This window comes from Blautia massiliensis (ex Durand et al. 2017), from assembly GCF_001487165.1.
GTDB lineage: Bacteria > Bacillota > Clostridia > Lachnospirales > Lachnospiraceae > Blautia_A > Blautia_A fusiformis.
The window spans coordinates 2,473,892-2,497,327 of the sequence record NZ_LN913006.1; the positions used below are offsets into that span (position 1 = coordinate 2,473,892).

Below are 23,436 nucleotides of genomic sequence, written 5' to 3' on the forward strand. Positions count from 1 at the left end.
TCATTACTTATTTTGCACCTTTCATCTCTTTGAGATGTTCCAGATGAAGATTCGGACGACGTCCAAGGATCTTATCTTTATTGTATTTTGCAACTGTCTCATAGATCAGGCAAAGCACAAGTGCTGCACCGATAACCAGTACCTGAAGCTCTGTGGATTTACAGAGAGATTTCAGGAACGCGATCATCAGAAGAGAAATGTAGGTCCAGCCTACGCTTCCTTTGCCGCCGTAGATATCTGTTCCACCGATAACAGTTGCTGTAAATGCCATATAGAAAGGTGAGATTCCTTTTTCACCCATGGTTACATTCGCCGCGCCGGAATAGATTCCGTTCAATGCTCCGCCAAGTCCTGCTGCAAGTCCGGAAATGATAAATGCTGCTATTACAACACGGTCACTGTGGATACCTGCAAGCCATGCTGTCTCTGCATTGCCACCTACCATATGGATATTTCTTCCAAGTCTTGTGTAACGAAGAATTACAATTACCAGGATTACAAAAAGTGTTGTGATAATAAAGTACGTTGAGAATGGAAGAAATGGAAGCAGCTGATTATTCAGCTTCTCATTCAGATCATAATCTCTTCCGATACTCAGCTCACTTCCGTTACAGTACACATACATGATTCCCTTGAGAACCAGCTGCATACCGATACTTGCGATAAATGCGTGGATCTTCAGCTTTGTAACAAGCAGTCCCATGATCAGGCCGTTTACAACACCCATCAGAGCACCGATGAGAATGCAGATTGCCCACGGAAGCTTCTGGTTGCTGTGAAGCCCAAGTGTAAGAAGTGCTGCAAAGGTTGACATGTACATAACTGTCATATCCATATGCCCTGCAATGAGGACGATAGTAAATCCAAGTCCCAGCCAGATAACAAGACTTCCGTTACCTGTTACTGCCCGGATATTGTAGGCTGTATAGAAATTGTCCACAAACAGTCCACAGAAAAGTACGATCGCAAGTAATAAAAATGCGCGGTTTTTGTTGATCATTGCTGCATTCAGCTTAAATTTCTTCTCCATCATGCTTTACCCAACTTTCTGTTTGAATGTGTGTTTAACCATACGATGAACAGGAATACGATACCCTGGACAAGATACTTGGTGTATGTCCCAAGACCGATCCAGGAAAGAATATTGTTGAGGATACCATAAGCAAGAACACCACCGAAGGTTCCAACAATACTTCCTTTTCCACCGTTCAGGGAAACGCCACCCAGAAGGATCGCAGTCAGAGCATCAAAATCATAACCGGTTCCGTTTTCGTAGGAAGCACATTTTCTGAGAGCTGCATAAAAGATACCAGCTGTTGCGCTGCAGAGACCATTGATCACATATGCGATAATGATCTGTTTTGTACAGTTGATTCCTGAAAATTTCGCTACTTCATAATTGGTACCGATGATCTTCAGTTTCTGTCCGAATGCTGTTTTTGTGTGAATCACCCATGAGATCACAAACATAACCAGCATAACGATTGCCATCAGGGAGATTGCTCCACCGATATAGGTTCTGGAAATCGCGTAAAACTTTTCAGCAGATGACTGCATGCTCTCTTTCGCGATATCCTCTGCGTAGAGCATTTTTCCCTGCCATACTACTCGTATGACACCGGATATCAAAAGATTTACCGCCAGTGTCCAGATGATGGCGTTGGCTCTCATCTTACCGATCATGAAACCGTTGATCAGACCGATCAGGGCACCTGCAAGAAGTCCTGCAATAATAGATCCCACAAAACCGAAGTTAATGCACTGTACTGCCATAACTCCGCCGAATGCCATTGTGATCGGCACAGACATATCTGTCATGTTTCCTGAATATGTAACGTAGAACAGTCCTGCACAGACCATACCGGTCAGGGCTACTGCTTCCAGAATAGACTGGATATTACTTTTTCCGAAGAACTGTCCTTTCGAAATGATCATTCCCAGAATGATAAGTCCTGCAACAATGATCCAGATGCCAAGCTGATTAAAGATCAGGCTGGCTTTGTTGATCTCTGTTTTTCTTGTATCTACCTTTGGAGCGGCAGTATTTCCATTTTTATTTACTTCTGACATGATACGAACTCTCCCTCCCCATTAGCTGCAATCAGTATTGAATTTTCCGTCATATCTTTTTTCCGGATCATTCCGATCGTATGTCCTTCACGTAAGATCACTGCTCTGTCTGCAAGTCCCACAACTTCCGGAAGGTCAGAAGAAAGAAGAATTACGGAATTGCCTTTTGATACATAATCCTTAACTACATTATGGATAACCTGCTTGGCATTAACATCAACACCTCGTGTAGGTTCATCCAGGATCAGGATATCAACACCTGCTGCCAGCCATTTGGCCATCAGCACCTTCTGTTGGTTTCCACCGGAGAAGCTGTTTACCAGATGGTCTCTGTCTGCCGGATAAACGCTCATCTCATTGATCTTCTCATCAATCAGTCCGTTCAGTTTCTTCTGATTGTAGAAAATACCGTTGGAATTCCGATCAATAATACAGGAGGTCACATTATCACCAACTGTCTGGTTCAGTGCCAGACCTACGACTTTTCGATCCTCTGTCAGATATCCAAGTCCTCCGGCGATAGCTTCTCCGAAGTTCCTGAAATGCGTCTCTTTTCCATGTATATAGACTTTTCCACCATCGGCCTTATCCACACCGATCAGTGCTCTTGCGATCTCTGTTCTTCCTGCCCCGGCCAGTCCGCAGATAGCAAGTACTTCACCCTTATGAAGCTCGAAGTTTACATGATGGAAAAATCCCCAGTGTGTATAATCTTCAACCTTCAGTACAACTTCATCCTGTACCATGGATTTATGGTTCTCATAGAAATTCTTTACAGGAGTTCCTACCATCATCTCAACCAGCTTGTCCGGATTCGTATCAGCTACTGCACAGGAGCCTACCAGCTTACCATCTCGCATAACTGTAACATTGTCTGCGATCTCAAAGATCTCTGCCAGGTGATGGGAAATATAAACCACTGCAAGCCCCTCTGCCTTCAGCTGACGGATGATCTTGTAAAGGCGTTCAACCTCGTCGCTGGAAAGAGCGGATGTGGGCTCATCCATAACAATAATGGATGGATTAAAGCCAAGAGTTTTCGCAATCTCGACAAGCTGTGCTTCGCACTGGCTGATTTCAGAAACATCCATAGTCGGATCAATATAATCCAGTCCCACTCTTGCAAGAAGTTTCTTTGACTCCTCAATTGCTTTCTTCTTATCTACAAAAATACCTTTCTTCGGAAGTCTTCCCACCAGAAGATTCTCATAAATGGAAATTCTTCTTGCAAGAGAAAGTTCCTGATATACCATTCCGATTCCTGCTTCCTTGGCCATTGTCGGGGAATGGAGAAGTTTCTTCTCTCCGTTAATGTAGATATCTCCTGTATAGTCATTAAACAAACCGTTCAGCATTTTCATCAGAGTTGATTTTCCCGCACCATTCTCTCCCATCAGAGCATGCACTTCACCTTTTTTCACACGGAAATCTACCTTATCAACAGCCAGTGTACCTGGAAAACGTTTTGAAACCTTCTGCATATCCAGAGCATATGTCTGTCCCGTGCTGTTTACTCCACTGCTCATATTTATCTCCTTTCCCATGAATGACACCTCCGCCAATGTCAGTTCATCTTTCTGAGTAACAAATCCGATCATTACGAAGTATTTATTAGTATAATAAGAAAAACCGATGAAAATTGAAATTCAATTTTTTCATCGGTTTAGTCTTATTTTTCACATCAGTGACAGTCCTTTTTTTAATCCAGTGACGGTCTGAAATAAGTGTCTATATTATCTTTTGTAAGGCTTACCACCAGGTTCTTATACCACAGTCTCAGGATTTCTCCCGAAGCAGCTCTTTTTGCACAGCTCCATGCATATTCCGCTTCATATTCCGGCGGCTGGGTTACAATACCATAAAGCTTTCCACTCTTTACCGCTTCCATATGCTCTGTTTCATTTCCAATTCCTATTACCTGGATCTTGTCCTGTATTCCTCTTGCCTTCAGCATATCATAAACTCCCAGTGCCATATTGCTGTCATGGCAGTAAAATACATTGATATCCGGATTCTGGGAAAGAAGTCTGGATGCTGCCAGACCTGCTTTTGCCCGGGACCAGTTGGCTTCTTCAATCCCCACAACTTCAACGTCCGGATAACTGGACAGATATTCCAGAAATGTCTGTGTTCTGTAAATCTGGGGATCTGTTCCCTGAGAACCTTCTATGATTCCCACTTTTCCTTTTTTTCCATTAAGACATTCCACCACCAGCTGACCTGCCAGATCAGCCTCTTCCGACATACTTGCCCCTACATAAGTTGTAATATATTCCGCAGATACAGTATCCACCTTCATATTCAGATTGATCACAGGGATTCCGGCGTTCTTTGCCTCGCGAAGTACATTCAGATAGGATTTCGCATTAACCGGACAAAAAATGATGGCATCAACCTTTCTCCGGATAAAATCCCTCATCTGCTCTTCCTGGTTTTTTACATTCCATTCTGCATACTGGATTTCCAACTTATAATCCGGATCTTTCTCTGCTTCTGCAACAAGAAGATTTCCAATAGCATACTGATAACTGGCCTGACTGGATGCAAGGGTGGCACCGATTATTTTTTTCTTTGTTTCCTGCTGCGTTTTTATACCGGCTGCCTCAGATCTGACTTCTGTTTTATAATGAACAGTTACTGTCGTTATTATCATCAAAATTGCCGCCGCAAAAATCAGGAGCCTTTTTTTCATATGCTTCTTATTCATATACTGCCTCCCTCATTATATGGAAGAACATAAGTCACTGTCGTTCCAACGCCTTCTTCTGATGAATAGCTCAGACCGTATTTCTTTCCAAAACGGAGCTGGATGCGTTCATTTACATTTTTGACTCCGATTCCGGAACCGCTGATATTCTCAGATTCGATCTCATCAGAAAGGATTTTCCTGCATATTTCTTCCGGCATTCCGCATCCGTCATCGCTGACTTCTATGATCAGATTCTGTTCCCGCCTGTACGCCCGGATAGTGATCTTTCCTGTTCCTCGTTTCTTTTTGATGCCATGATAAATACAGTTTTCCACTATCGGCTGCAGGATCAGCTTTATCGTCCTGCACCGTTCCACACCAGGCTCTGCTGAAATTTCATATGTAAATTTATCTGCATAACGCATACTCTGAATGATCAGATAATTTTTCACATGCTCCAGCTCCCTTTCCAGAGAGATTTCTTCATTTCCCTTGTTCAGGGATATCCGGAACAGCTTTGCCAGTGCTTCTGTCATTGCCACGATATTTGAGTCATTTGTCTCTGCCATCCATATAATGGAATCCAGCGTATTGTACAGAAAATGCGGATTGATCTGTGCCTGCAGAGCCTGAAGCTCGTACTTTCGCTTATCTTCCTGTTCTTCGATCACCTGCTCTTTCAGATTCCGGATACGGTCCATCATCTGATTAAATTTCATTGACAAATGTCCGATCTCATCGTCTGTAAGAATTTCCATACGCTGATCCATATTATCCGGATTAACCTGAACCATATATTTTTCCAGTTTTTTCAGAGGCTTTACTACTCCTGTAAGAATCCGGTTAAGCAGAAGCAGGGTTACTATAAGAGTAATTGCCACAGCCAGGATCATTACCCCACTGATTGCCATTGTTTCTGCCATCACAGACTTGTACGGAACCATACTTACCAGAGTCCACCCTGTTGTTTTCATATCGGTTCTGGTTACCAGATATTTCTCTCCTCTGTAGTTCAGCCTGAAACAGCTCTCCTTCGTTTTCCCAAGTGCTGTATTCAGCTCCTGACGGTTTTCCTTCTCATCAAAAGCGAAGCGTTCTCTTCCATTTTGCTGCTCATAAACCAGCTCGCCCTTATCATTTATAATACATATAAAATTCTCCTGTTTTTCCTGAAAAGAATTACAGATCTCCGTGATCTTATTCATATTCAGATTGATCAGGATCACACCTCGGAAGGTTCCGTTTTCATAGCTCTGGACTTCCCTGCTCAGTGAGATCACCTCATCATCTGTGTCAAAAAATGAATGTCTGTTAGGTCCTGTGATAATTGCATCCTGTGGCTTTGCCACTGCCTTCGCATACCAGTCCAGCTTGGAATAATCCAATGCGACCTTCTGATAGGTATACATAGATCTGTTCAGGAGCATTTTTTTCTTTCCAAAAATCATAATGGAGGAAATATCTGCCCTGGAAAGTAAGGTGTCACTGAATGCCTGGGAGCTCATCTCATAAGAACGCATATTTTTTCCGATTCCGCTATCCACATAATCATCTTCTTCTTTGATCACAGTTTCCAGATAATCCTGAAGATAATAATTATAATTTACATTTTTTGCAATGGAATCCACTTCCTCCAGATAGCTGTTCAGATAGGCTTCCATATTTACCAGATTTTCTTCTTCGTACTTTCCCCGTTCATTAAATGCCCTTGAATGAAAGACCATATAAAAAACAGTAACCATAATACACATGGTAACAATAATCAGCACCGCTGTCTGACTCAGGGCCCGGTTTTTCAGGCTGCTTTTCTGTTTTTTCTTCATGGCTTACTCCTTTGCCCTGAACTCGGAAGGAGAAATTCCTGTATATTTTTTGAAAGAAACACTGAAATAATGAGGATTGGAAAATCCTGTTTCATAAGCAATCTCATAGGTTTTCATATCTGTTGATCGAAGCAGCTGCATGGATTTTTCCATACGGACATCTGTAAGATATTTTACAAAATTCGTTCCCGCTTCTTTCTTGAAGAGTCCGCTTAAATATCCTGTGCTGACAGATGCAAATTCCGCTGCTGATGTAAGGGAAATCTCCGGATTTTTATAATTTCTCATTACATAATCCTTCACCTTGTCAATAACCTGCATTCCACTGTTTGTCTGAGCAGAATTCATTTCGTCACGGATACTGCATGCAAAACGGATCAGCTCATCCTCCATCTCTCTTAGGGAACTGTATGTTTCAAATTTCTGGTATAATACAAATCCTCTGTTCCACATTTCATCCGGGATATCCTTAAGCCCGGCAAGTTCTCTCAAAAGCGCATTCATTGCCTCCATATAAATAACCTTGACATTTTTTCCGGAAAGGGAACCGTCCTTTCCATTGTCACGAAATACAGAACGTACTGCTCGTTCGATTTCTTCCGTATTGCCGATCATGATACTCTTAGTAAGATGGTGAAGTTCCTGCTGCGGATAATAGAAGGAACGCTCCAGATAATTCAGGTCTTCAATATCATAAACATTATTGCTTCCCAGTGAATATTTACACTCCAGTGCTTTCTTTGCATTGCGGTAGGCCTGGTTCAGTTCATCCAGGGTGGCTGCCGTTGTCCCCAGTGCACAGGTGGTTTTCAGCCGGATCGTGTTATAGATAGACTTCTGGATAATACAGAGGACATCATAAATAAGATCATGCGATTCTGCTTCAAGTGTACCGCAGCGAAACAAAATTACCACTCTGTCTTTTCCATCTTCAAAAACATAATGTTCTTTTCCCAGACATTCTTTCACAATATTCCGCGATGCAAAAAGATAAAGATCATAATCTGCCCCTGAAATATTTTCCATATCAAGATCCATGACTCCAATCTCATATGGTGCCTGGCTCATATCCAGCTGAAGGCTTTTTGCCCTCTCCAGATACAGCCTGAGATTACGGTCTGCAGAACAGACAATCTTGTTCAGTGTCTGTTCCTGAAGTACAGGCAGGCTCTGGCGAAGCTGATTCTTCATTGACTGGATATACTGTCTCTGGCTGTTCTCTATATGAAGCTTCTCGCAGATCTCCTTCATTTCCTTATAAAGGCTTTCGGCACCGATAGGCTTCAGGATATAGTTCTTCACTCCAAGTCCGACAGATTTCTGTGCATACTGAAAATCCTCATGTCCAGTGAGGATCACAACATGGATCTGCGGAAATTCCCTTGAAAGGATCTCCGTCAGCTCCAGACCATCCATAAACGGCATCACAATATCTGTCAGCACAAGATCCACATGATTTTTCCGTATAATATCCAGTGCCTCCTGTCCATCCTCCGCAAGAAAAATCTCCGAAAATCCCAGAGATTCCCAGTCTATGATCTTTTTCACCCCATTGCGGATAAGAGGTTCATCATCAGCAATCAGAAGTGTATACATTTTCTTCCCCTCCCATCTGTACATCGCCCGTGATTATATATAATTTTTGTCTGTTTTTCGTGCACTTTTTTGTTGATTATACTATATTTTCACAAAAGTTACAACTTTTCCCACAATTATTCTTGTGTATATTGCATATTACAAAAATTATTAAACGTGGTTTTTCGTCATCTTCTGAATATTTCGTGAATCGTTGGATATCCATACATGCTGAACAGGTGATCCGCCTCTTCCTGTGCTGCTTTCAGAGCCTCCTCAATAGAGATATCTCCCTGGTATATTTTTCGCAGAGCCTGACACATGATCTTCTCAATCTGCTCTACAGGAATAATCAGGCGATTCTTTCGATACGGACTGTTTCGTCTTTTTGCATACTGAAGGCTCTCCTCAGTGCTGACCAGCCAGGGATACAGCTTCAGAAGCTCACTGTTGCGGTACGGTGTCACAACTGTTGACGCACCATTCAGTATAGTCAGATACAGATTCGTATCACTGTTGCACAGCCAGGAAAAAAATCGGCAGACAGCTTCTCTGTGTGAGGAAAAAGGATTCAGTCCCAGATTCCATCCTACACTGGCAGGTGCTTTTCCCGGAACCATACCGGAAGCGATCCGACCGGATACATTCTCTTTCACCCGCTGGTTTATTCCATGGGCAAACTCTGAATATGTGATCAGCATAGCTGTCCTGCCTGTACAGAAATCATCTACTGTCTGAGTGATAGATTTGTTCATATCTTTCTCCGGTATATAATCCAGCGTATGGAGAATACTCTCAAAAGCCATTCTGTTCTCCTTCGTATGAAAGGTTGGCCTATGATAATTATCCCACAGCTTTCCGCCGCAGGCCCAGAGCCTGATCAGGATCTCCGGTGCCAGTTCTTCATCGATCGCTCCCGCAAAAGAAGCTCCGTATTCTGTAGGTGACGCAGGATTCTCCTTCCTTGTAAAAAAGGCAGCCACATCATTAAATTCCTTCCATGTTCTCGGTGCCCGAAGTGATATCAGACTCCTTTTCTGGTATTCAGTCTGAAGCTCCCTGTTTTCAAACAGGTCTTTTCTGTAGAAAAGAAGCTGTGTTCCTCCGCTCACCGGGATTCCGAAATACCGTCCGTTCAACTGGCAGTTCCGGAAGCCTGACTGAAAAAACTGATCCTTTTTGAAGCTGTCACTTTCAATAAAGGAAGAAATATCTGCAAGACACATATTTTGAACCATATATTCCAGCCACGGAACATCATAGGTATAAAAGTCATAGGTCTGCGTCAGCGTAGCACAGGACTCTGAAATCATGGAAAGCAGCTGGTTCTGAGGTACACAATGAAACTCTACCTGAATCCCGGTTTCCGCTTCAAAATGTCCGGTAAGCAGCTGCAGTGCCTGGATAGTCGGATTGTCCACTGACAGAAAGCGGATTTTCTCTCTGCAGGATATCCGGAAGCTCTGTTTCTGCTGCTTTTCTTTTTCCGGCAGACTCACAAGCCGGATATCCTTTTCCGAAAAATCAATCTCCTGTATAATCTGCTCATACAGCCTTGGGTTATGGATATTCTGCAAAAGTATCCTGGCTGCCTGCTCCCCCAGAACAGTACTGTTTCTGGAGATTTTGATCACACCATCATTCTGATTGATGTTGATCCAGGATTCCTCGGAACAGCTGATCAGAACAATATCCTCCGGGGTTCGCAATCCGCAGTATTCCATGGCAGTCTGAATTCCATATGTGATCTCACGACTTGTTGACAGCAAAACCTCCGGCGGCTTCCTGGAAAAAATTTTCATAAAACTGCTGAATGCATCTTCTCTGGTAAAATTCGTCGCACATATCTTCTCCGGTGCCAAATCTTCTCCCAGTGTTTCCATGGCATCTCTGCATGCCCGGACATAATTCCGCTCAGAAGAAAACTCAAGAGGACCACAGACAATACTGATATCCCGGTATCCCTGTTCCAGAACCTGTTTTGTTATGCTGTAAAAGGTATCGTAATGACGAAATCCTACATAATTACAGAACACCGAATCCGGCTCACGTTCAACAAAAACCGCCGGAATCTGATAATCCATAATGTGGTTCTGAAAAAAAGCTGTATTACCGGGCTGTGTCGTCACGATAATAAGCCCTGCTGAATTCTGGGTAATAAATTCGTCGATCTTCGTACATTCAACATCTGCGGAATCATTGGAAAACGCAATATTAATGGAATATCCATGGGACTGAAGATAAGAAGATATTCCGTCAAAGAGCCCTGAGTAAAACTGGCTCCTCATTCCCGGAAGCAGCACGCTTACCATATTACTGGCTTTTTTTTTCAGATTTCTGGCAGAATAATTCGGAATATATTTCAGCTTCTCCACAGCGTCCATTATCTTTGTATAGGTTTCCGGACGGACTGCTTTCTTTCCGCTCAGTGCGCAGGAAACGGTTGCTATGGATACACCTGCTTCCCTTGCAACGTCTTTTAATGTTATCATTTTTATGTCCCTTCAAATGCTTCTGTTTCGTCGTTTTTCTCTCTGTTTTTATCTGTTTTTCATTATATGTCCTATGAGATCCGCTTCATTCAACATAGTAAAATTCGTAGTAAAACGTTTAGATTTTTATTCCGGCAATCGTATTGAAACACACACTTTTTTTTCACATAATGTAGTTATAAGTTGAAGCAAATGAAAAACTACAGGAGGTAAATATATATGAAAATGACACCCAGAGAACGTGTAATGGCGTCTGTCAATCATCAGAATCCTGATTCCCTTCCAATGGATCTGGGAAGCAACGTAAGTGCCGGAATCAGTGGTATGGCTTACGGAAAATTAAAAGAATATCTTGGAATCACAACAGGCCACAACCGTATTTACGATGTGGTACAGCAGGTAGCTCAGCCTGAGATCCAGGTTCTTGATATCATCGGAGCTGACGTCCTTGACGTTGGCCGTGTATTTAACACAGAAGACTCCAACTGGTACGATGTAACCTTATCAAACGGCGTTGCCGCACAGTGGCCGGGCTGGTTCAGGCCGAGACATAACAAAGATGGCTCTTATGAATATTTTGACTGCGAGGGCACACTCATTGCCAAGATGCCAAACGGCGGAATGTGTTTTGACCAGCAGTACTTCCCATATAAAGAAGATTACCCGAAAAACTACAATGATCTGGATAAAGAGATGGGAAAGGTTATCTGGAGTGCTATGGTTCACAGTCCATGGGATCATTCCAACGAAAAATATTTCTGGGAAACACTTCGTGAGAGATGTCTTGTACTGAAGAACAGCACAGACCGTGCCCTGATGATCACCTGCGGATGCAACTTCTTCGAATGGGGAACTTTCCTTCGCAGAATGGAAAATTATCTCATGGATATTTATGAGGAACCGGAGCAGGTTCTTGCACTTAATGACCAGCTTCTGGAACGCCACCTGAAAAACCTGGAAAACACATGTAAGTACCTTAACGGAATCGTAGATATCGTCCGTTTCGGTGATGACCTCGGAATGAACAACAACATGTTCATGTCCCTGGAAAAATACCGTACCTTATTCAAACCGTATCATACAAAGATTAATGAGTATGTACATAAACACAGCAGCATGAAGACATTCCTCCACTCCTGCGGTTCCATCTTCCCGGTCATCGGAGATCTGGCAGAAGCAGGCTTCGATATCCTTAATCCGGTTCAGACATCAGCAGCCAATATGGATCCTGCCAGACTGAAACAGGAATACGGCAAAGATATCACCTTCTGGGGCGGCGGATGCAACACCAGAAAAATTCTGAACATGGGAACTGAAAAAGAGGTTTACGACTACTGCAGACGCATGATCGATATCTTCTTCCAGGATGGCGGATTCGTATTCAACCAGGAGCACAACATCCTCGGTGATGTTCCTCCTCAGAATATCATGGCTATGTATAAAGCTGTTGAGGATGCCAGAAGATAAAGTACAGACAATATGTTTCTAAAACCCCAAAAGGGATGCCGCATGAACAGAATCTCTGAATTCTGTTCCATACGGTATCCCTGATGGCATAGGTTTATCATAAGCGGTTGGATTATTCAGTTATGCTCCGATCAGCTGATTTGCCAGTGTTGCAGCACTTGCAGCATCCTCGGAATATCCGTCTGCGCCGATCTCGTCTGCGAATTCCTGAGTGATCGGTGCTCCGCCGACCATAACCTTGATATTGCTTCTGAAATCAGATTTGTTCAGTGCATCTACAGCATCACGAAGTGCAGGCATTGTTGTTGTAAGAAGAGCGGAAAGAGCGATGATCTTTGTATCCGGGTTCTCTCTGTAGCACTCGATGATCTTGTCATTGGAAACGTCAACACCAAGGTCGATAACCTCGAAGCCTGCACTCTCGATCATCATGGCAACAAGGTTTTTACCGATATCATGAAGGTCTCCTGCTACTGTTGCAATGATAAGTTTACCCTTTACGCCTGTAGCTCCGGATGCAAGATGCGGTTTCAGAACCTCAACACCTTTTTTCATGGCTCTTGCTGCTACCAGCATCTCAGGTACAAAGATCTCATTATTTTTGAACTTCTCACCTACAACAGCCATGGCATCGATCATACCTTTATTTAAGATCTCCTGTGGATCGCAGCCTTCATCAAGAGCTTCCTGCACTGCTTTTCCTACCAGTTTCGCTTTACCGATTTCTACTAATTTTGCAACTTCTTCGATTTTTGACATTGTTCTACCTCCAAATATTATGTATATTCATTATTTGCTACGGACAGGCTGATAATTTTTCGCACTCATCTCAGCTTTTATCGTATTTTTTATGGGATTCGTTTGCAGAGTCCTCCGCAGGCTCTGCAAACCTGAAGGGATCCTGATTATTTTTTTACAGGTCCAATAAGACCCTCTCTGTATGCTCCGATGTACTCCATACAGTAGTCATCTTCTCCAAGAAGAGCTTCTGTTGCATAAATAAGGCCAAGCATGTCTCTGTTTGTCGGATCAAGGATTCCACTGTCCAGTCCGGCATTCATAGCCAGTACCATAAATCCAAGGTTGATCAGCTTACGAACCGGCAGGTTGAAAGAAATATTGCTGATCGCTGCTGTAATGTGAATGGACGGATACTGCTCACGAACAGAAGTGATAACCTCGATATTTGTCTCAATTCCGTTCTCAGATGTACAAAGCATCTCTACCAGCGGATCAATGTGGAGCCTTGATGGAGCGATTCCGTATTCTTTGGCTTTTGCCATGATCTTATCAAATACGCGAAGTCTGTCTGCTGCATTTTTCGGGATTCCGGTATCATCACTGAGAAGAGCGATAACTTCCCAGCCTTTATTTTCTTCCTGTGCCATAACAGGGAAAATCTTGTCGATCTTGTCGCCCTCGCCGGATACAGAATTGAAAAGTCCCGGACGTTTACAGAATTTATAAGCCTGGATCAGTACATCAGCACTTGGACTGTCCACAGAAATCGGAAGGTCTGTTACTTCCTGAATACAGTCGATCATCCATTTCAGTGTTTCAACTTCCTCTTCCTCCGGAACAGATGCACAGCAATCGATAAATGTTGCTCCGGCTTCTGCCTGTTTTCTTGCACGGTCTTTGATAAACTCCGCATCTCTTTTTGCAATAGCCTCTGCAACAGAAGGAATGGAACCGTTGATTTTTTCTCCAATAATAATCATATTTTTCTTCCTCCCTATTCGTAGATCTTGGTTGCTTCGTCAAACAGCGCCTTGATATTGCTTGGCGGAACATCCGGCTGTAATCCCTCATGGCTTGGTGATACGATAAGGCCTGTCGGGAAGTAGGTACGAAGCTCTTTAACCTTTGCAGCTACCTGCTCCGGTGTTCCGTTCGGAAGAAGATCCTGTGTATCAACACCGCCGCAGAAAGAAATCTTTCCGTCGAATTTATCTTTCAGGTTTGCAGGATCCATACCTGCTGCAAGTGCCTGGATCGGATGGATAACATCAACGCCAGCCTCAATGAGAAGCGGGATAGCTTCAACAATAGATCCGCAGGAATGATATACAACCTTTACGCCATAGCTGTGTGCCAGATCGATAAGTTTCTTTGCTCCGGGAATAACGAACTCGCTGATAAGAGCCGGGCTGATCATCAGGCCTCTCTGACTTCCTACATCATCACCGATGAGGATTGCCTGTACTTTACCTTTTGTTGCCTCAAGGAAAATCTTAAGGGCTTTCAGATAAAAATCTACAATATGATCATCTACATAATGTACCATCTCAGGCTCTGCAACCATGTTCATAAGGCATGTCTGCATTCCGAATGCAGCACAGGTATCCTGGAAGTGGCAGGCCCAGAGCATACCCATAACTACTTTATCATCCGGTGCCTCATCAACAAGACGGCGGCACTCTTCCGGATCGATATAAAGCTCCGGATCCGGCCATGGGAAATTCACTGCCTCCACATCTTCAAGATCCTCACACTGTGCAAAGCATCCGTCTGCTGTCAGTGTTCTGTGCTCTGTATCTACGTTGCTTCCGTTCATATACCAGTCAAATGCCGCGAAAATTGCGGAGCATGTCGGGGATTTGTACGGGATCTCTACTGCGTAGAAATCATCTCCGCATACTTTTTTCAGTTCTTTGATATTGTCTACATGGTAGTAATCGCAAAGTGCAGGAACTGCCTCCGGTGTCGGATCACCAAGCCAGCAGGCCGGTCTGTCTACCGGTTTTCTTTCTACAGTTGCGATAAATCTTTCTCTACTGTTCATGTTTCTTTTCCTCCATATCTATTGCTTTTGCTTATTAGTTAAGGTGATAAATTTCTTCCATATCTGACCAGAATTCGCCCTCTGCTCTGTCAGGAAGGGGTGACATCAGCGGTTTTACAACATCCCACCATCTTTGTGTTGCCGGATCTGCTGCCATCTTTGCCATATCTGCATCAAAATCTTCGCCTTCGTACTCAAAATATGTAAAAAGATATTCTCCTCTGCTGTAGATAGAATAATTTTTCAGGCCGCATTCTTTGATCATTTCATTTACGCCCGGCATTGGATTTGCATGCCATTTTTTATATTCGGCAAGCTTTTCCGGTTTTACCTTGATCATCTGACCAAATCTTTTTTTCATACTTTCACCCTTTCCCTGCTGCTTCCAGTTTACAGTTCTTACATTCCGTTCTTTATGAAAATCATTATAAAAAAAGCCGGTAAAAATATAAATTCAATATTTTCATCGGTTTAGTCCTTTTTTTCATGTAAAAAATCTGAACATGTAAAAAATACACCTATAGCAATTCCAGAAATTAATACATTAAAAAGAAGTTGAACAGAGCATGATGCAACAATCTCCGGAAGTGCTGTAATCTGATTAATGTAACTATTGAATAAAAACAGGAATGTATTATACTGAAATCATACTCAGACAATGGGAAAATCAAAGAATTTACAGGGAGGTTTTTTATCATGGAATACAGACGTTTTGGAAACACGATCTATCTTCGACTTGATCCGAAGGAAGAGATCCTGGAGGAGATCGGCAAGGTTGCAGAGAAAGAGAACATCCGCCTTGCACAAGTCACAGGCCTTGGTGCCATCAATGATTTCACCGCAGGTGTATACAACACCGTAACAAAGGAATACCACTCTATCCAATTTCAGGGAGCTTATGAGATTGTTTCTCTTACTGGTACCGTTACCCGCAAGGACGGCGAAGTTTATCTTCATCTCCACATCGCAGCCGGTGACGAAGAAGGCCTTGTACACGGCGGTCATCTGAACCGTGCCATCATCAGTGCTACCGCCGAGATCCAGATCCAGGTGATCGACGGAGAGATCGGTCGTGAGTTCAGCGAGGATATCGGACTGAATCTGTTTAAGTTCTGATTTTGTCAGAGGGATTTCGACCACTGTCTACTGCTTTACAGTTTAAAATTTCATCACACATAAAAAGGGTGAAACTACTCAGCATAATGCTGTCAGCTCACCCTTTTCTTATTCCGAAAAGCTATACCGACAAATCATCACATCTCCCTGATTCAACCTTCCTACATATACATTGACAAATTTCCCTGTTATGATATACTTTGATGATAAAACTATTTTATATTAAAATCATTTAAAGAACGCAAATGAATGTGAGGATCTGATCATTATGAAGAATTTTAAAATCGGTGATAAACTTACAAGATTTCCCCTGATCCAGGGTGGAATGGGCGTTGGCATCAGCCTTGGCCGTCTGGCAGGCACCGTTGCAAAGGAAGGCGGGATCGGAATCATTTCCACCGCTCAGATCGGCTACCGGGAAAAGGATTTCGACCGGAATACCGAAGAAGCCAACCAGCGGGCTATCCTGTCCGAGATGAAAAAAGCACGCAGGATTTCTCCTGACGGTATCATCGGCTACAACATCATGGTTGCACTGAAGGAGTACGCATCTCATGTAAAAGCCGCTGTCCATGCCGGCGCTGACCTGATCATCTCCGGTGCAGGACTTCCTACAGAGCTCCCTGCTCTTGTCAGCGGAAGCAAAACAAAGATCGCCCCCATCGTCTCAACGGACAAATCTGCAAAGGTCATCCTGAAATACTGGGAAAGAAAGTACAAGCGCACTGCAGACCTTGTGGTGATCGAAGGTCCCCAGGCAGGCGGTCATCTGGGCTTCCACAAGGAAGATCTGGATTCCTATACACCGGAAGCCTACGACAATGAGATCCGAAAGATCGTCCAGACTGTAAAAAGCTATGCCGCAAAATTCGGCACGGAAATCCCTGTAGTAGCTGCCGGCGGCATCGCCACGCACGAGGATGTAAAGCATGTCCTTGATCTTGGTGTGGACGGCGTTCAGGTCGCCACCCGTTTTATCCCAACGGAAGAATGTGACGCAGACATCCGGCTGAAAGAATCCCTGATCCACGCCGCAAAGGACGACATTGCCATTGTAAAAAGTCCGGTAGGTATGCCGGGACGTGCCATTATGAATCCCTTCATGCAGCACGTCATGGCCGGAGAAAAGATCCCGCACAGTCCCTGCCACCGCTGCCTTGCCAAATGTTCCCCCGGCGAGATCCCTTACTGCATTACAGACAAGCTGATCGCCGCCGTAAAGGGCGACGTGGAAAACGGCCTGCTGTTCTGCGGAGCAAAGGCCTATATGGCAGATAAGATCGAAACCGTGCACGATGTGATCGCTGATCTGTTTGGCACAGAATCGGAGTGCATCCGGCTGTCATAAAGATAAACCTGCGCTGTCAGGCACCTAAACAAAAAGCCCCTGCTTTCATTGCTTTTCGCAGTGAAAACAGGGACTTTTAGTTTTTCTACCGGTTATCGATCTTTTCCGGGTACATGTCATGCTCTGCAAGGCGTTTCCAGGCAATCTCCTCCCATCTGGTTCCGGCTTTTCCGTAATTGCAGTATGGATCAATGGAAATGCCGCCTCTCGGCGTAAATTTTCCCCAGACCTCAATGTATTTCGGATCCATGAGACGGATCAGATCCTTCATAATGATGTTCACGCAATCCTCATGAAAATCTCCGTGATTGCGGAAGCTGAAAAGATACAGCTTCAGAGATTTGCTCTCCACCATTTTTTCACCGGGTACGTAGGATATCGTGATCGTCGCGAAATCCGGCTGTCCGGTAATGGGACAAAGGCTTGTAAATTCCGGGCAGTTAAATTTTACAAAGTAATCGTTGTCCGGGTGCTTGTTCAAAAATGTTTCCAGTACCTCCGGAGCATAATTGTCCGGATATTTTACTTTCTGATTTCCGAGAAGGGTGATCCCTTCTTTTTCCAGGTTTTCTCTGCTCATATTTTTTTCCTTTCTATGGTCAAACGGATATTTATGATCCGATCTATCTGTCAAGTGCCGGATCCTTCACTCCATTGAGCCGGAATGCCTCTGCTCTGTCAATACAGGTTCCACACACACCGCAGGGCTTTTCGCCGCCTTCGTAACAGCTCCAGGTCAGTTCATAAGGAACATTCAGCTCCAGGCCGGTTTTTACGACCTCTGCCTTTGTGCAGCTGACAAAAGGCGCCTCAACCTTCAGCTGGCCGCCGCTTCCCTGATAGATTGCCTCGTTGATCGCATTGTGAAACGCACTGCTACAGTCCGGATATGCATTTCCGGCTGCATCATCCGCATGTGCTCCGTAATAGATCACACTGCAGTTTTTTGACAGCGCAATACTTGCTGCCGAAGAAAGAAACAATCCGTTCCGGAACGGCACATAGGTTGAAACCGGTGAGCCATCGGTTTCCTTCAGCTGCTCTGCATAGCTTTCGTGCGGGATCTCTCTGTCTGAATGCTTCAGAAGCGAACAGTCACTGTACCGGAAGATCGGCTCCAGATCCAGATAAAGATGCTCCACTCCGTAATATTCTGCTGTTTTTCTGGCAGCCTCGATTTCTTTTGTGTGCTTCTGTCCGTAAGCTACTGTTAATGCAATTACATTCTCTTTTCCATATTTGTTTACGGCAAGCCCCAGGCAGGTGGTGGAATCCACACCGCCGCTTGCAAGTACAAGTGCTTTCATAGCGTTCTCCTTTTCTGCGGTATTTCTTGTTATATTGTGATATGTTTTCCTGTCATACTCCACGTTTCTGCGGGTCCCAGATCACCTTATGAAGCTGGATCTGAAGCTTTACATCGTTGAGCTTTTTTTCCATAAGGAAATCCACGATCTCCACCGGCTGGATCCTGCCGAAAACAGGGCTGAAATAAACTGCCGTTTTTCCGACCAGCCTGTACTTTTCCAGGATTTCCAGAGCTTTTTCCATATCTCTGCGGCTGCTGACCACGAATTTCAGCGTATCCTCACTGCCCAGAAGCTCCAGATTGGAAAGGAGCATCTCTTTTTCCATGCCGCTGTCCGGTGCTTTATAATCCATGGTAAAGGACGGACGTTTTTTTAATATATGATAAGGCTTCAGATCTACGCTTCCATTGGTCTCAATCTCCACCCGCTGGGATGGATCCTCCAGGATTGCCTCGATCAGCTCCTCCATGCCTTTCCGTAAAAGTGGTTCCCCGCCTGTAAGTGTCACATTTTTTACGCCTGTTTCACGGATCCAGGAAAGGATCTCTTCTTCTGTCAGCCTTTCACTCTCACATCCCGGCTCATTTGCCCAGCTGGTATCACAATAGCTGCACTGAAGATTGCAGCCCTTAAACCGGATAAAAGCGGCAAGCTCTCCTGCCCGTCTGCCCTCTCCGTTGATGCTGACAAATTTCTCTACAACCTGATAGGTACTCATAGCCATACCGCCTCCGTTTCTTCTTCCGTTTCCCGGTAAGCTGCACAGTTATTTGGTGTTTCGTAAACAACAGCTCTTTTTACAGGATAGCCCTTTTCTTTCATTTTTCTGAAAAAATACTCTGAAAAATTCTCTGCTGTAGGGCGAAAGGGAACCTTCACCAGATGAAAGCCTTCTTCATCCAGTGCTTCCAGGGTTTTCGGACGTAATGTTTTTTCTTCATAGATCAGTGTGTGATCCATGGAATCTGCCAGCTCCTTCAGATCCTTTTTCAGATCTCCGAAGTCTACCAGCATCCCTCGCTCCTGGCCGTTTTTCTCCAGCTTTCGGCTTTCGATCTCAATCTCCACATGCCAGCGATGGCCATGGATATTGGAACATTTGCCGGTGTAACCGGACAGAAAATGTGCAGAATCAAAATCTGCTTCTGTTTTTAACTGATACATAAATTTTTCCTCCTTCTGGATCTGTCACACCACCCGAATATTTCCATAAATAAAAAAAACCGGGATTCCCGGCCTTGATCCAGTTAAAGTAAAAAAAGGGCAGACCCGCCACGAGTCTGCCCTGATTCTCACATCTTCTTCAGCCCTGGTTTTATTTATAGACAGGATGGTACAAACGAACTGTCTTATATTTAATTTGTATGATATCCCGGCGATACTATCTCAAAAGCTCAGCTGTATCAGCTCCGGAACCTCTGTGAATTTCCTGCGGAACTATCTTCTTCCGCAGCACTTCTTATATTTCTTACCGCTTCCGCACGGACACGGATCGTTCGGGTAGATTTTTCTTGCAGATGCCGGCTGCATCGGCATTGCTGTCGGCACAAAGCTGTTCGGCATTGCAGTGTGCGGCTTGCCTGTGGCAAACGGCCATACTGCTCCTGAGATCTCATTCGGTGTGTAACCGCGGAATTCCAGCATTCTTGTGTTATTGTTTGCCTCCATGATCAGCTTTGTAAATTTCTCAAGCTGCTCATCGTTAAACTGGATCCCCTTCTGGTTCAGGTTTTCCATGATCGCTGACATTCTGCCATCCATGGAGCATTCTTTGTAAATAAAGAACAGTACCTGATCCTTCACTGCATCGGAAACCTTCATCTCATCCAGCAGGAATCTGCCCAGTCTCTGGTAAGAAGCAGATTTTGTCGGATACCCGTTTTCGGAATAATCCAGGATCTCATCTACAGACGGAATATAGAATTTCCGTCCACCCTGACGTCTCTCGATATCCTTGTAGATGTTATTGACCAGTGCGGATTTCAGGATCAGCTGATCCCCCGCAAGCTCACAGATACAGGCCTTCTCCGGAATGGTATGATACAGCTCGATGAAGCTGTCATATCCGATGTCAAAGCCTTTTCTCTGCTTAAACATCTCATATACGGTCTTTGCCGGTGCAGATACATACAGATAGCTTACCATAATAAGGCAATCCTTCAGCCAGTTTACCTGGCTGCGAAGTGTCCGGAATTCCGGTGTATTGATCTGGTCGTAAACAGCTGCAACCTCTGCCGGAACTTCTGCGTAATCATCACTGTAGGAAACAAGGTAGCCCATATCGTTCAGCCACTCTAATGTATTCCACTCATCCTCTGCAACATGGAAGCATTTTCTCTGAATAGCCGCCTCAAAAGCCAGTACTTCCTGATCGTCTGCTACGAGGAAGCTTGCTTTCATAACCTCCGGTTTAAGAACCTCTGCGGCAACCTTTGCGGCGATCTCTTCCTGCTCCATTCCCCTGCAGTGAAGTCCAAGCTCACCTGCAATGCTGAGAAGGTCTTCTTTACGATAGGACATGAGGAAATCTTTTACTGTAGGATTTCTTCTGCTGCCTGTGGCTGCCTCATCTGCTTTTGCAGCTCTGGCTGCTGCCTCTACTGCTGCTACTGTTGCAGCAATGTCTTCCGATGCTTTGGCTGTTTCCGCCTCTGTCTCAACTGCTGCAGTGCATCCCAGCTCCGGTGCCTCTGTCCAGTACGGATCATCCTCACCCTTTACTTCTTTTACAATAGAAGGAGCTTCTGCTGTTCCCTCGTCTTTCTTCTCAATATCAACTCTGTATTCCGGAGCTTCCTTATCCGCGCCATACTGACGGAAGGTAAACCATTTCTCGGAATCCATAAGCTCTGCAGTCTCTGTCTCGCCTGCATTTAATAATGTGAAATTATTCTTCGCTTCTCCGTCACCGTTCTCACGGATCTGTACTTTTTTCTGAAAAAATTCAATCTCATATAGGCTGCCTGCCGGATACTGAACCAGTTTTTCAAGCATGGCTGCCATATTTGCAAATGTAACGTCAGCCGCAACAGTACAACGTCTCCATACCGGCGGTTTCGTTCCTTTTCTTGTGATTTTTAACTGATAAAACATTCCTGTGTTCCTCTCCTGTAAATATATGCCGGATCAGGAGATACGAATAACTCCTGATCCGGCGTAAGCAACTTCCCCTATGTTATACAAAAATAGAGAAATTGTCAATATTTGAGAGGCTTCTACAACACAATATCATATTTCTCAACCTGGATCACAGCATTTCCGTCACTGTGAAACAGGATCTCATCTGCTTCCACTGGTGTTGGGATCACGGTAGTCGCAGTTTTGCTTCCATCATTGATAAAAAGCTCTATGGAGCTTCGATCCAGGATAAAACGCAGCTTCAGATTTTGTCTGTCATCTGTGATCTGGAGCTTTCTTGTACATACAACATCACGCTGCACCCCGCTCCAGGTTCTGTCGATCTCCAGTATCTGTCTTTTTCGATCATAGGTAAAGACCGTTGTATATTCTTCATTGCGTGCAAGCTCGATCCGGAACTCATTGTACACATCCAATGCTTCCTGATTTGGATTTCCGGAGTTCCTGCTTCCATCCATGATGCCATCTGCGTTCTGCAGTTCCACAGTCAGATCGATCATTCGGCCACGGACGCCTTCAAGGCTTAAGCTCTCACCCACTTTTACATTCTCATAACAGCAACGGTTTTTCCGATAATTCTCAATTTCTCGGACCGGCTTCTGCCAGATCTTTCCGTCACGATATTCCAGCTCTCTCGGAAGAGTCATCATTCCCTGCCATCTCTGCTTTTCCTTGATCACACAGCTATCCCAGGATTTCATCCAGGCGATCATCACTCTTCTTCCATCTGGAAGAAGGGTTGTCTGCGGCGCATAAAAATCAAGTCCGTAGTCCAGACTTACCGGTGCGTCTTTTTCAAATGTATGTTTTTCGCTGTCATAATCTCCCGTAAAATATAGGGAATTATGTCCATTATGAAACTCATACCCTTTTGCCCGCATATGCTGCGGAGAACAGATCAGCACATGTTTATCCCCGAGCGGAAAGAAATCGGGGCATTCCCACATAACACCGATTTCTCCTGTGGAGTTCTCCGCAAGAATTGTTTCAAATTTCCATTCTTTCAGATCTTTACTGGAAAACAGAACTACCTGTCCAGGAATTTCTTCGCTGCGGCATCCTACGAGCATATGGTATGTTCCGTTATCTTCCCATACCTTCGGATCACGGAAATCAACTCTGCTGCATTTCTCCGGAAGCATATCCCCGGTGACTACCGGATTTTTCTCTGCCTTTACATAATCTTTTCCGTCACCCCAGGCAAGGCACTGATTCTGCCGGACTTCTTCTTTTCCATCCGGCAGCTTTTCTGTTGTAACTCCTGTGTAGATCAAAGCCTGTTTTCCATCCGCTTCAATAGCACTTCCGGAAAAGCATCCCTCTCGATCATATTCCTGATCCGGTGCAAGCGCTGTAGGAAGCTGCTCCCATCTGATCATATCCTCCGTCACACTGTGGCCCCAGTGCATAGGGCCCCAGTCACGGCTGTAAGGATGATACTGGTAAAAAAGATGTACCTTTCCTTTAAAAACAGAAAATCCATTGGGATCATTGATCCAGCCAACCGGTGCAGATACATGAAAGGCCGGTTTCTCTTCCTGCGGGATATTTTTTGCTTCCTCTATTTCATAAAGACGTGCTTTTTCAAGTTTTTCACTCATACTCTGCTCTCTCTTTCCTTTT

At 44.3% G+C, this 23,436-nt stretch carries 20 protein-coding genes; 3 read left to right on the top strand and 17 right to left on the bottom strand.

Annotated elements, in window-relative coordinates; translation table 11 throughout:
* Positions 1–7: 7 nt before the first annotated feature.
* The 7 genes from BN3261_RS12300 to BN3261_RS12330 all read right to left on the bottom strand — a co-directional run bounded on the left by BN3261_RS12300 (position 8) and on the right by BN3261_RS12330 (position 10,649).
* A complete protein-coding gene (locus tag BN3261_RS12300) occupies positions 8–1,033 on the bottom strand; it encodes an ABC transporter permease (RefSeq protein ID WP_059086396.1) in 1,026 nt (341 codons plus the stop codon).
* Positions 1,030–2,070, bottom strand: coding sequence for an ABC transporter permease (locus BN3261_RS12305; RefSeq protein ID WP_015526625.1), 1,041 nt, complete (start codon positions 2,068–2,070; stop codon positions 1,030–1,032). The genes BN3261_RS12300 and BN3261_RS12305 overlap by 4 nt, the downstream gene beginning before the upstream one ends.
* Positions 2,058–3,614 (bottom strand): sugar ABC transporter ATP-binding protein, encoded by a 1,557-nt coding sequence (locus BN3261_RS12310; RefSeq protein WP_059086397.1) that lies wholly within the window; start codon positions 3,612–3,614, stop codon positions 2,058–2,060. The genes BN3261_RS12305 and BN3261_RS12310 overlap by 13 nt, the downstream gene beginning before the upstream one ends.
* Before the next feature lie 155 nt (positions 3,615–3,769).
* A complete protein-coding gene (locus tag BN3261_RS12315) occupies positions 3,770–4,777 on the bottom strand; it encodes a sugar ABC transporter substrate-binding protein (RefSeq protein ID WP_059086398.1) in 1,008 nt (335 codons plus the stop codon).
* Positions 4,774–6,582, bottom strand: a complete 1,809-nt coding sequence (locus tag BN3261_RS12320) for a cache domain-containing sensor histidine kinase (protein WP_015526628.1) — start codon at positions 6,580–6,582, stop codon at positions 4,774–4,776. Before BN3261_RS12320 ends, BN3261_RS12315 begins: the two co-directional genes overlap by 4 nt.
* Positions 6,583–6,585: 3 nt before the next feature.
* Complete coding sequence (locus BN3261_RS12325) at positions 6,586–8,178, bottom strand: response regulator (RefSeq protein ID WP_059086399.1); 1,593 nt, start codon at positions 8,176–8,178, stop codon at positions 6,586–6,588.
* 167 nt (positions 8,179–8,345) lie between these two features.
* Positions 8,346–10,649, bottom strand: a complete 2,304-nt coding sequence (locus BN3261_RS12330) for an extracellular solute-binding protein (RefSeq protein ID WP_059086400.1) — start codon at positions 10,647–10,649, stop codon at positions 8,346–8,348.
* Between the two features lie 219 nt (positions 10,650–10,868).
* Here BN3261_RS12330 and BN3261_RS12335 point away from each other — a divergent pair, with 219 nt between their 5' ends.
* A complete protein-coding gene (locus BN3261_RS12335) occupies positions 10,869–12,116 on the top strand; it encodes a uroporphyrinogen decarboxylase family protein (RefSeq protein ID WP_110925806.1) in 1,248 nt (415 codons plus the stop codon).
* 120 nt (positions 12,117–12,236) lie between these two features.
* Here BN3261_RS12335 and BN3261_RS12340 read toward each other — a convergent pair whose 3' ends face one another.
* From BN3261_RS12340 to BN3261_RS12355, 4 genes are all read right to left on the bottom strand, one after another.
* Entirely contained in the window at positions 12,237–12,875 is a 639-nt protein-coding gene (locus BN3261_RS12340; RefSeq protein WP_015526633.1) for a corrinoid protein, read from the bottom strand.
* A gap of 146 nt (positions 12,876–13,021) precedes the next feature.
* Positions 13,022–13,837, bottom strand: a complete 816-nt coding sequence (locus tag BN3261_RS12345) for a methyltetrahydrofolate cobalamin methyltransferase (protein WP_059086401.1) — start codon at positions 13,835–13,837, stop codon at positions 13,022–13,024.
* A gap of 14 nt (positions 13,838–13,851) precedes the next feature.
* Positions 13,852–14,901 (bottom strand): uroporphyrinogen decarboxylase family protein, encoded by a 1,050-nt coding sequence (locus BN3261_RS12350; protein ID WP_015526635.1) that lies wholly within the window; start codon positions 14,899–14,901, stop codon positions 13,852–13,854.
* 34 nt (positions 14,902–14,935) lie between these two features.
* Positions 14,936–15,262 carry an L-rhamnose mutarotase gene (locus tag BN3261_RS12355; RefSeq protein ID WP_059086402.1) on the bottom strand — a complete coding sequence of 109 codons (327 nt, stop codon included), beginning with the start codon at positions 15,260–15,262 and terminating at the stop codon, positions 14,936–14,938.
* A 335-nt stretch (positions 15,263–15,597) separates the two neighbouring features.
* On the opposite strand from BN3261_RS12355, the gene BN3261_RS12360 reads away from it, so the two are divergent.
* Together BN3261_RS12360 and BN3261_RS12365 are read left to right on the top strand one after the other, a co-directional pair.
* Positions 15,598–16,017, top strand: a complete 420-nt coding sequence (locus tag BN3261_RS12360) for a PPC domain-containing DNA-binding protein (RefSeq protein WP_059086403.1) — start codon at positions 15,598–15,600, stop codon at positions 16,015–16,017.
* 268 nt (positions 16,018–16,285) lie between these two features.
* Positions 16,286–17,365 carry an NAD(P)H-dependent flavin oxidoreductase gene (locus tag BN3261_RS12365; protein ID WP_059086404.1) on the top strand — a complete coding sequence of 360 codons (1,080 nt, stop codon included), beginning with the start codon at positions 16,286–16,288 and terminating at the stop codon, positions 17,363–17,365.
* 85 nt (positions 17,366–17,450) lie between these two features.
* On the opposite strand, the gene queF is transcribed toward BN3261_RS12365, so the two are convergent.
* From queF to BN3261_RS12395, 6 genes are all read right to left on the bottom strand, one after another.
* Positions 17,451–17,945 (bottom strand): preQ(1) synthase, encoded by a 495-nt coding sequence (gene queF / locus BN3261_RS12370; protein WP_059086405.1) that lies wholly within the window; start codon positions 17,943–17,945, stop codon positions 17,451–17,453.
* A 43-nt stretch (positions 17,946–17,988) separates the two neighbouring features.
* Positions 17,989–18,705 carry a 7-cyano-7-deazaguanine synthase QueC gene (gene queC, locus BN3261_RS12375; protein ID WP_256164017.1) on the bottom strand — a complete coding sequence of 239 codons (717 nt, stop codon included), beginning with the start codon at positions 18,703–18,705 and terminating at the stop codon, positions 17,989–17,991.
* Between the two features lie 19 nt (positions 18,706–18,724).
* Entirely contained in the window at positions 18,725–19,393 is a 669-nt protein-coding gene (gene queE / locus BN3261_RS12380; RefSeq protein WP_059086406.1) for a putative 7-carboxy-7-deazaguanine synthase QueE, read from the bottom strand.
* Entirely contained in the window at positions 19,390–19,839 is a 450-nt protein-coding gene (gene queD, locus BN3261_RS12385; RefSeq protein ID WP_059086407.1) for a 6-carboxytetrahydropterin synthase QueD, read from the bottom strand. Before queD ends, queE begins: the two co-directional genes overlap by 4 nt.
* A 273-nt stretch (positions 19,840–20,112) precedes the next feature.
* Positions 20,113–21,768 (bottom strand): YecA family protein, encoded by a 1,656-nt coding sequence (locus tag BN3261_RS12390; protein WP_059086408.1) that lies wholly within the window; start codon positions 21,766–21,768, stop codon positions 20,113–20,115.
* A 122-nt stretch (positions 21,769–21,890) separates the two neighbouring features.
* Positions 21,891–23,414 carry a glycoside hydrolase family 32 protein gene (locus BN3261_RS12395; protein ID WP_059086409.1) on the bottom strand — a complete coding sequence of 508 codons (1,524 nt, stop codon included), beginning with the start codon at positions 23,412–23,414 and terminating at the stop codon, positions 21,891–21,893.
* Between the last annotated feature and the right edge of the window lie 22 nt (positions 23,415–23,436).